General features: G+C 59.6%; 10 protein-coding genes. 5 read left to right on the top strand and 5 right to left on the bottom strand.

Annotated features, from left to right (window positions below):
- Positions 1-7 precede the first annotated feature (7 nt).
- Entirely contained in the window at positions 8-571 is a 564-nt protein-coding gene (gene msuE, locus B1722_RS22720) for an FMN reductase (RefSeq protein ID WP_086794354.1), read from the bottom strand.
- A 392-nt stretch (positions 572-963) separates the two neighbouring features.
- Here msuE and B1722_RS22725 point away from each other — a divergent pair, with 392 nt between their 5' ends.
- The 4 genes from B1722_RS22725 (at position 964) to B1722_RS22740 (ending at position 5,174) form a co-directional block, all read left to right on the top strand.
- The gene (locus B1722_RS22725; RefSeq protein WP_086794356.1) at positions 964-1,221 is read left to right on the top strand and encodes a hypothetical protein; all 258 of its coding nucleotides are present in this window, start codon (positions 964-966) and stop codon (positions 1,219-1,221) included.
- Positions 1,222-1,322: 101 nt separating this feature from the next.
- On the top strand, positions 1,323-1,937 hold the full coding sequence (locus B1722_RS22730) for a LysE family translocator (RefSeq protein WP_003226640.1): 615 nt from the start codon (positions 1,323-1,325) through the stop codon (positions 1,935-1,937).
- A 205-nt stretch (positions 1,938-2,142) separates the two neighbouring features.
- On the top strand, positions 2,143-3,309 hold the full coding sequence (locus B1722_RS22735) for a cysteine desulfurase family protein (protein WP_086794358.1): 1,167 nt from the start codon (positions 2,143-2,145) through the stop codon (positions 3,307-3,309).
- A 56-nt stretch (positions 3,310-3,365) separates the two neighbouring features.
- Entirely contained in the window at positions 3,366-5,174 is a 1,809-nt protein-coding gene (locus tag B1722_RS22740; RefSeq protein ID WP_086794360.1) for an aminopeptidase P family protein, read from the top strand.
- A 49-nt stretch (positions 5,175-5,223) separates the two neighbouring features.
- Here B1722_RS22740 and B1722_RS22745 read toward each other — a convergent pair whose 3' ends face one another.
- Together B1722_RS22745 and B1722_RS22750 are read right to left on the bottom strand one after the other, a co-directional pair.
- Positions 5,224-5,820, bottom strand: coding sequence for a 2-hydroxychromene-2-carboxylate isomerase (locus B1722_RS22745; RefSeq protein ID WP_086794362.1), 597 nt, complete (start codon positions 5,818-5,820; stop codon positions 5,224-5,226).
- Positions 5,821-5,860: 40 nt separating this feature from the next.
- Positions 5,861-6,592 (bottom strand): SDR family oxidoreductase, encoded by a 732-nt coding sequence (locus tag B1722_RS22750; protein ID WP_086794364.1) that lies wholly within the window; start codon positions 6,590-6,592, stop codon positions 5,861-5,863.
- 92 nt (positions 6,593-6,684) lie between these two features.
- Here B1722_RS22750 and B1722_RS22755 point away from each other — a divergent pair, with 92 nt between their 5' ends.
- Positions 6,685-7,263, top strand: a complete 579-nt coding sequence (locus B1722_RS22755; protein ID WP_086794366.1) for a TetR/AcrR family transcriptional regulator — start codon at positions 6,685-6,687, stop codon at positions 7,261-7,263.
- Position 7,264: 1 nt separating this feature from the next.
- Here the strand turns inward: B1722_RS22755 and B1722_RS22760 are convergent, their stop codons facing one another.
- A complete protein-coding gene (locus tag B1722_RS22760) occupies positions 7,265-7,546 on the bottom strand; it encodes a hypothetical protein (RefSeq protein WP_041069802.1) in 282 nt (93 codons plus the stop codon).
- Positions 7,547-7,714: 168 nt separating this feature from the next.
- Positions 7,715-8,602, bottom strand: a complete 888-nt coding sequence (gene rhtA / locus B1722_RS22765; protein ID WP_041069804.1) for a threonine/homoserine exporter RhtA — start codon at positions 8,600-8,602, stop codon at positions 7,715-7,717.
- Positions 8,603-8,759 lie beyond the last annotated feature (157 nt).

Raw genomic sequence — 8,759 nt, forward strand, 5'->3', positions numbered from 1 at the left:
CAGCTCCTTAAGCGATTTTCAGCAACGGTTTGATTTGCGTGCCGAACAGCGGCGCGGCGCGTTCGGCGGCCAGGCGAATGCGCGCTTTCAGCGGTTCGCTGGTGATCTGGTAGTCGGCGAAATCGGCCTCGGTGGCATAGACCCCGATGGGCAGGGTCACGGCCTGGAAGAAACTGAACAGCGGCCGCAACTGGTGATCGAGCACCAACGCATGACGCTCGCTGCCGCCGGTGGCGGCGAGCAGCACCGGGGTGTCGATCAGCGCGTTGAGGTCGATCAGGTCGAACAGGTGCTTGAGCAGTCCCGGGTAGGACCCGCGATAGACCGGCGCGGCGACGATCAGCAGATCCGCCTGTTCGATGGCTTGCAGTTCGGCCTCGACCTCGGCGCTCAGCTCCTGACGCGACAGGGCACCACCCAACGGGCGGGCGATGTCACCGAGTTCGATCAGATGACTCTCGATCGGTAAGTGTCCGGCCAGTTCGGCCAACAGCGCTTGGGTCAGCACCAGCGTGCGCGATGGACGCCAGGTGCCGCCGGAGAGGGCGACGACTTTCAGGGGACGCGACATGATCAGTTCCTTTTTATCAACAGTTGCTCAGCGAGCAGTGAGTAAGTGCCAAGGCTTGAGCAAGCGCTGTACCAATTCCTGAGAGCCCCGGTTTACTTGGGCCTTAGCGCTATGGCGTGAGTCGGTTGTGCAGATATCAGGCGGGTTTGTTGATCTGCTGTTGCCTGGGCAACAGTTGCTGGAGCAACAGTTGTTCGCCATGTGCAGGGATTTATAGCGGCTGCTGTTTATTCCGTAAAAGAACGTTAATCAATATTTATAGATCGTTAAGAGATATGTCGCCGATCAAGCTGAAATCCTGATAGCCACTATTGAGAGCGTTGATTTTTGCCCGGAGAGGCGCGGGCGTAGCCTTTGTCCATCGACTACCACCGCTCGCCAGGACGCTCCCCATGAATCGTTTACTGACTGTTTCGCTGCTGCTCGCTGTCTCCGTACTCGCCGGTTGCGCGACCCACGTTTCCCCCGAACAACGGCCGTACACCGCCGAAGAATCCCGCGAACTAGCGATGGAGGCGCTGAACCGCAGCGGCTTGTCCTTCGACGAATATCACGCGAAGAAAGCTGCACTGCTGGGCGAATCGCAATTCGACAAGAAAGCTGAAATGAGCGCCGGGCGAGCCATACAGCTGCACGCTCGTCCAAGCTAATCGAAAACTGTACTGCTCGAATTTTCGCGTAACTGTCCGTGGGTTCGCGGGCCGCCGTGCGATAGGGTCAACACCTGAATGACCCCTGACGGATTGCTCCCATGACCCTCTCGCTCGACCTGCTGTTGGGCTTTGCCCTGTTTGCCCTTGTCACCTCGATTACACCGGGGCCGAACAACACCATGTTGCTGGCGTCGGGCGTGAACTTCGGCTTCAACCGCACCATTCCTCACATGCTCGGCATCACCTGCGGCTTCTTCGTATTGGTGGTCGCCGTGGGTTTCGGCCTGGGCGCGGTGTTCCAGACTTACCCGATTCTCTACACCGTGCTGCGCTATCTCGGCGCTGCATATCTGTTGTACCTGGCGTGGAAAATCGCCCATTCGGGGCCGGTGGGTGAAGGCGTGGAAGGCGAGGCCAAACCGATCAGCTATCTGGGTGCCGCCGCGTTTCAGTGGGTCAATCCCAAGGCCTGGATCATGGCCATCGGCGCCATCAGCACCTACACGCCGATGCAGGGTTACTTCACCAACGTGGTGGTGATCGCTGCGGTGTTCGCCATCATCAACCTGCCCAGCGTCGGCGTCTGGGCAGCGTGCGGCACGCTGCTGCGTAACGTGCTGAAGGACCCGCGCTGGTTGCGCGTGTTCAACTGGGGCATGGCGGCGCTGTTGGTGATTTCGTTGTACCCGTTACTTCTCGAAAGCTTTCACTGACGCATTGCTTCAACCGCCGGCCCGATGCCTGTTAAGCTCGGCTTCAGGAGCGTTCCTACGCACTTTTAAATGAAGTTGTTCTTCTTTAACGGCATCCGATCAGGTATTGATGACGGTCTCGAACCCAGGCGCAGCTCACAAGGCTGCGCTGTGCCGTTTGCAGACACGAGCCTCCTGATCCCGGAACACGCTCTGCGAGTCTTTTATGAATAAACGTCCGTTGTATTTCGATTACGCCGCCACCACCCCGGTGGACGAGCGGGTCATCCAGGTGATGATCGACTGTCTGGGTTTTCACGGTAACTTCGGCAACCCGGCTTCCAGCTCCCACGCCTTCGGCCAGCAGGCCCGGCAAACGGTCGAGCAGGCCCGTCGGCAAGTCGCCGAACTGGTCGGCGCCGAGGCCGCGCAGATCGTCTGGACCTCCGGCGCCACCGAGTCCAACAACCTCGCCCTCAAGGGCGTGGCCCAGGCGCGCGGCGTTGCCGGCGGCCACATCATTACCAGTCAGATCGAACACAAAGCCATTCTCGATACCGCCCGGCAATTGCAGGATGCCGGCGTCGCGGTGACCTATCTGGTACCGGACGCCGAAGGCCTGATCACCCCGCAGGCGGTCAGCGAAGCCATGCGCGACGACACCTTTCTGGTGTCACTGATGCTGGTCAACAACGAACTCGGCACCCTCAACGATATCCCGGCCATTGGTGAAGTCGTGCGCGGCCGTGGCGCGTTGTTCCACGTCGATGCCGCGCAGGGTGCGGGCAAAGTGGCGATTGATCTGCAGCAATGGCCGGTGGACTTGATGTCGTTTTCGGCGCACAAACTCTACGGCCCCAAAGGCATCGGCGCGTTGTACGTCGGCCCCGGCGCGCAACAGCGCTTGCAGGCGCAGATTCACGGTGGTGGCCATGAGGGCGGATTGCGCTCCGGGACGCTGGCCACCCATCAGATCGCTGGTATGGGCGCGGCATTCGCCTTGGCTGCTGCGGCGTTCTATGAGGAGAAAGCATCCATCGTGGCGCTGCGTGATCGCTTGCTCGAACAGTTGTCGAGCTTGCCTGGCGTGCGCCTCAACGGCAGCGATAGCCAGCGCATCCCGCATACGCTGAGCCTGACGTTCAGCGAAGGTGAATTCAACAGTGCGGCCTTGAGCCAGTCGATCGCCTTTTCCGCGACCTCGGCGTGTAACTCGGCGAGCAACACGCCCTCTCACGTGCTGTTGGCCTTGGGACACGATGCCCGGCTGGCCGGTCGCACCATTCGCCTGAGCCTCGGCCGTTTCACCACCGCCGCCGATATCGATCAGGCGGCAGAACTGATCAAAGGCGCCTGCGCCAGTGCCCCGGCATTCTGGGCGACAGGGCTTTAAACAGCCGGTTTTCACGGCTACGAACAATAACGATGAAGTGATTGGCAGGAGACATGATGAGTACCCAGACTTTGACCGAGGGAACGGTTCCCCAGCGCCTGGCGCACACCCGTGAACTGATGCGCCGCGAAGGCATTCATGCGTTGCTGGTGCCGTCGGCGGACCCGCACCTCTCGGAATACCTGCCGGGTTACTGGCAAGGGCGACAATGGCTGTCGGGCTTTCATGGCTCGGTCGGCACTTTGATCGTGACTGCTGATTTCGCCGGGGTCTGGGCTGACAGTCGCTATTGGGAGCAGGCGACCAAGGAACTCAAGGGCAGCGGCATCGAACTGGTCAAGCTGCAACCGGGTCAGCCGAGTCCGCTGGACTGGCTCGCCGAGCAGACACCTGAAGGTGGCGTGGTGGCGGTCGACGGCGCGGTGATGGCCGTTGCCTCGGCCCGCACGTTGAGCAGCAAGCTTGAAGCCCGCGGCGCGCGTTTGCGTACTGACATCGACTTGCTGAATGAAGTCTGGGCGGACCGCCCGAGCCTGCCGAATGCGCCGATCTATCAACATCTGCCACCGCAAGCGACGGTCAGCCGTGGCGAAAAACTCGCCAAACTGCGTGAGACCTTGCGGGAACGTGGCGCTGACTGGCACTTCATCGCCACCCTCGACGACATTGCCTGGCTGTTCAACCTGCGCGGTGGCGATGTCTCGTTCAATCCGGTGTTTGTGTCGTTCGCGTTGATCAATCAACAGCAAGCGACCCTGTTTGTGGCCTTGAGCAAAGTCGACGCCGAGTTGCGCGCAGTGCTGGAGCAGGATGGCGTGACTCTGCGCGATTACCGCGAAGTCGCCGACGCCTTGCGCGCTGTACCAGGCGGCGCCAGCCTGCTGGTGGATCCGGCGCGGGTGACCAGCGGTTTGCTGGATAACCTCGACAGCGCGGTGAAACTGGTCGAAGGCCTGAACCCGACCACGCTCGCCAAATCGCAAAAGAGTGAGGCTGATGCGCAGCACATCCGCAAAGCCATGGAGCAGGACGGCGCGGCGTTGTGCGAATTCTTCGCCTGGCTGGAATCGGCCTGGGGTCGTGAACGCATCACCGAACTGACCATCGACGAGAAGCTCACGGCTGCCCGTGAGCGTCGTCCGGATTACGTGTCGCTGAGCTTCAACACGATTGCCGCGTTTAACGCCAATGGCGCGATGCCGCATTATCACGCCACCGAAGAAGAACACGCGGTGATCGAGGGTGACGGCTTGCTGCTGATCGACTCGGGCGGCCAGTACCTGGGCGGCACTACCGACATCACCCGAATGGTGCCAGTGGGGACGCCGACGGCTGAACAGAAGCGTGACTGCACTCGGGTACTCAAAGGCGTGATTGCTCTTTCGCGGGCGCAGTTCCCGAAAGGCATTCTCTCGCCGTTGCTCGACGCCATCGCCCGCGCACCGATCTGGGCGGAAAGCGTGGATTACGGTCACGGCACCGGTCATGGGGTCGGCTATTTCCTCAACGTGCATGAAGGCCCGCAGGTGATCGCCTATCAGGCAGCACCGGCACCGCAAACGGCGATGCAGGCGGGGATGATCACCTCGATCGAACCGGGCACTTATCGTCCGGGCCGTTGGGGCGTGCGCATCGAGAACCTGGCGATGAACCGCGAGGCGGGGAACAGCGAGTTCGGCGAGTTCCTCAAGTTTGAAACCTTGACCCTGTGTCCGATCGACACGCGCTGCCTGGAGCCGTCCTTGCTGACGCAGGAAGAGAAGCAGTGGTTCAACGCCTACCACGCTGAAGTGCGTGAGCGTCTGAGTCCGTTGCTGGAGGGGGCCGCGCTGGAGTGGCTGAACACGCGTACAGCGGCGATTTGAATGGCTGAAACCCGGGCACTGTTGGCAGCGTCCGGGTTCTGAGGTTTTTCTAAGCCTGACGCAGGGCCTCTTCGACGAAGTCGAGGCGGTCCTGTCCAAAGAACATCTGATTGCCGATAAACATGCTCGGCGCGCCAAACACCCCGCGTTTAATGGCTGTTTCGGTGTTGTCCTTCAGGGCTGCCTTTACCGTCTCGTCGTTGGTCAGGGCCAGAACTTCATTGGGGTCGAAGCCGTGCTCGCTCAATACCGCAGCGACAGTTGCCGGTTCATCGAGCGGGCGTCCCTCCACCCACAATGCCTTGAACAGACAATCGATAAATGCATGAAAGCGTTCCGGTTGGCGCAGTTGGATGCCGGTGACGGCACGCATCAGCATCAGTGTGTTGATCGGAAAATGCGGATTGAATTTCAGCGGCACGCCGTAACGCTTGGCGTAGCGATCCAGATCCTGAAACATGTAGCGGCCCTTCGCCGGAATCATCGCCGGCGATGCGTTGCCGGTCGCCTTGAACACGCCGCCCAGCAGCATCGGGATATAGATCAGCTCGCTTTGAGTTGCGGCACATATTTTCGGTAATTGGGTGTAAGCCAGGTAGGTGGCAGGGCTGCCGAGGTCGAAATAGAACTCCACGGTTTTCGTCATCTTCGCTGCTCTCTGATTATTGTTATGGAGGAGGCGGGGCTTACCAGCGTTCGTTCCACGGGCGCAGATCCAGCTCGAAGGTCCAGGCATCCCGTGGCTGACTGTGCAGATACCAATAGTTTTCGGCGATGTGTTCGGGATTGAGAATACCGTCCTGATCCTTGGTCGCGTACTTCTCCGGGAAACTGTTGCGGATGAAGTCGGTGTCGATGGCGCCATCTACCACCACGTGCGCGACGTGGATGTTCATCGGCCCGAGCTCGCGCGCCATGCTTTGCGCCAGTGCACGGATACCGTGTTTGGCGCCGGCAAACGCGGCAAATCCGGAAGCACCGCGCAGCCCGGCGGTAGCGCCAGTGAACAGAATGGTGCCGCGCTGGCGCGTGACCATGCGCTTGGCCACTTCGCGGGCATTGAGAAAGCCCGAGAAACAGGCCATTTCCCAGATCTTGAAATACTTGCGCGCAGTTTCTTCGAGAATGCTGCAAGGCACGTTGGCGCCGATGTTGAAGACAAACGCCTCGATTGGACCCAGGCGGGTTTCGATTTCTTCAATCAACGCAATGACGTCTTCTTCCTTGCGTGCATCGCAGGCAAAACCATGTGCTTCTCCACCCTCGGCCGAAATCGCGTCGACCAGCGGCTGCAATTTGTCGGCACTGCGCCGGGTGACGCAAGCGACAAATCCTTCCCTGGCAAAGCGCTTGGCAATCGCTCCGCCGGTGGCATCGCCGGCACCAACAACTAATACGACCTTCTTGTTGTTATTCATGGGTGAACCCCCTTTAGTAAACGATCGTTAAGTGAACGAACGTTATGCTAGGATCCGGACAACGTCAAGGCGCTCGATCAAGAGGAAAGCACATGCGGTATTCCGCCGGTCACAAGCTGGAAACCCGAGAAAAATTGCTGAACAGCAGTGCGCTATCAGCCAAGCGTTCGGGCTTTTCCACAGTCGGTGTCGATGGTTTGATGAAGGCGATCGGCCTGAGTGGCGCGGCGTTTTATAGCCACTTCTCGTCGAAAAACGAGCTGTTCACCGCTATCGTCGAGCGCGAACTGTGTCAGAGCCTGGAGCGGCTGGGGGGGAAGGGAGCGCAGGACCGTGAGCGGCTGGAACGCTGTCTCAAGCAGTACCTGAGCATGGCTCACGTGGAGCAGCCTGAATCGGGCTGTGCCTTGCCGACACTGGGCGCAGAAATTGCCCGTTCAGATGATCAGGTTCGCGAGCAGGCAGAGTTGTGGATTTGTCGGCTGCAAGCCAGTTGGGCGCAAATCCTGGAAAGCGACAGCTTGGCTTGGTCGATTCTGTCGCAATGCGTCGGAGCACTGGTGGTGGCGCGGATGCTGGTGACGCCGGAGATTCAACAGACGGTATTGCAGTCCAGTCATGAGGAAATCGGGCGTCAACTGGCTGCTCGACAAGGCGAGCAGCCAGAATGATTCACTTGCAGATGACGATCATGCTGCGGCTGGTATAGCCAGCCGGATTGAGACCGAACGGGTAATCGCCTGGTTCTTCCACGGCGTCCCCGGATTTGGCGATGACCTTGTAGCCTTTGGGGGCACAGGAATTGGCGGCGCTGGTGTAGCACTTGTCCCAAGAGGACGACAGCCCGGAACAGTTGATGTGCAGCCCTTTTTTACCGTGCTTCACCTGAGTCTTGGAGGTCGCTGCGCACCCCGCTACTGCCAATACAGCGATCAGTATCAAAATTCGTTTCATTACCGTCCTTATGGTAGCCACGAGTCTGGCGCTCGGGTCTGCCTGTATTCGCCTGCGCTTTAAGCGGTTTGATATCCCTGTCCGAAAAATCCATGTCTGGCACTGAGTTAAGGGGGCTAAACATGGCCTAAATGAACGCCAATTGCCAGACCTTCGTCAAATCCTGTCTCAATCTGCCGCAACGGCGGGCTTGGCGGTGCTGCCCATGGTCATGGTTGCCCCGACGGAGGCCAGAATAATGCAGAGGATCGCCATCCATTGTGACAGCGTGAGGTACTCCTGCAGAAACAGCAGTCCCGACAATGCGCCGAAGGCCGGTTCGATGCTCATCAAGGTGCCGAAGGTGCGGGCAGGCATGCGGGTGAGGGCGACCATCTCAAGGGTATAGGGCAAAGCCGTTGAGAGGATGGCGACGCCGATGGCGATCGGGATCAGCGACGGGGTCAGCAACGCGGTGCCGGCATGCACGATGCCGATCGGCGCGACAAACAGTGCGGCGATCATCACGCCCAGAGCCGCAGTCGTCACGCCGTTGTCTGCACCGGCTTTTTGGCCGAACAGAATATACAACGCCCAGCACACGCCGGCGCCCAGGGCATAACCGGCGCCGACCAGATCAATTCCCGCGGATGTTGCTCCAGTCGGGATCAACAACAGCAGGCCGACCGCCGCCAAGGCAATCCAGAGAAAATCGATAGCGCGGCGAGAGGCGTAAATGGCGACGGCCAGCGGACCCGTGAACTCAAGCGCGACTGCAATACCAAGCGGTACGGTGCGCAATGACATATAGAAGAGAAAGTTCATCCCGCCTAGCGCCATTCCGTAAACGATCACTGTCCGCAGCGACTGAGCTGTCAGCCTTGCGCGCCATGGGCGCAACAACAACAGCATGATTACGCTGGCGAAGACCAGGCGCAGCGTGGTCGTCCCTTGAGCGCCGACTACCGGGAACATGCTCTTGGCTAAAGAGGCGCCAGACTGGATGGATGCCATGGCTATTAATAAGAGGCCAACCGGGAACAGCGTTGAGGCCAGGGAGCGAGGTTGGTCAGTCATTGCGAGGCATCGTCCGAAAGTAAGAGCAGGGTATTGTTTTAGGTGTTGGGCAATATACTGCGCATTCGCAGGCGTTGCGTCTATATATAGCTGGCTTTTTCGGTGTCTCGACAGAAAACTGAAATTAACGGTTGACGGCAGATTCTGGAGGTCTATA

This window comes from Pseudomonas sp. SCPG-7, from assembly GCF_002156405.1.
Lineage (GTDB): Bacteria > Pseudomonadota > Gammaproteobacteria > Pseudomonadales > Pseudomonadaceae > Aquipseudomonas > Aquipseudomonas parakoreensis.

Coding starts and splice junctions, on each gene's coding strand:
- B1722_RS22750 (WP_086794364.1), bottom strand. CDS start 6,592: ATGAATAACAACAAGAAGGTCGTATTAGTTGTTGGTGCCGGCGATGCC.
- B1722_RS22740 (WP_086794360.1), top strand. CDS start 3,366: ATGAGTACCCAGACTTTGACCGAGGGAACGGTTCCCCAGCGCCTGGCG.
- B1722_RS22730 (WP_003226640.1), top strand. CDS start 1,323: ATGACCCTCTCGCTCGACCTGCTGTTGGGCTTTGCCCTGTTTGCCCTT.
- B1722_RS22760 (WP_041069802.1), bottom strand. CDS start 7,546: ATGAAACGAATTTTGATACTGATCGCTGTATTGGCAGTAGCGGGGTGC.
- rhtA (WP_041069804.1), bottom strand. CDS start 8,602: ATGACTGACCAACCTCGCTCCCTGGCCTCAACGCTGTTCCCGGTTGGC.
- B1722_RS22745 (WP_086794362.1), bottom strand. CDS start 5,820: ATGACGAAAACCGTGGAGTTCTATTTCGACCTCGGCAGCCCTGCCACC.
- B1722_RS22735 (WP_086794358.1), top strand. CDS start 2,143: ATGAATAAACGTCCGTTGTATTTCGATTACGCCGCCACCACCCCGGTG.
- msuE (WP_086794354.1), bottom strand. CDS start 571: ATGTCGCGTCCCCTGAAAGTCGTCGCCCTCTCCGGCGGCACCTGGCGT.
- B1722_RS22755 (WP_086794366.1), top strand. CDS start 6,685: ATGCGGTATTCCGCCGGTCACAAGCTGGAAACCCGAGAAAAATTGCTG.
- B1722_RS22725 (WP_086794356.1), top strand. CDS start 964: ATGAATCGTTTACTGACTGTTTCGCTGCTGCTCGCTGTCTCCGTACTC.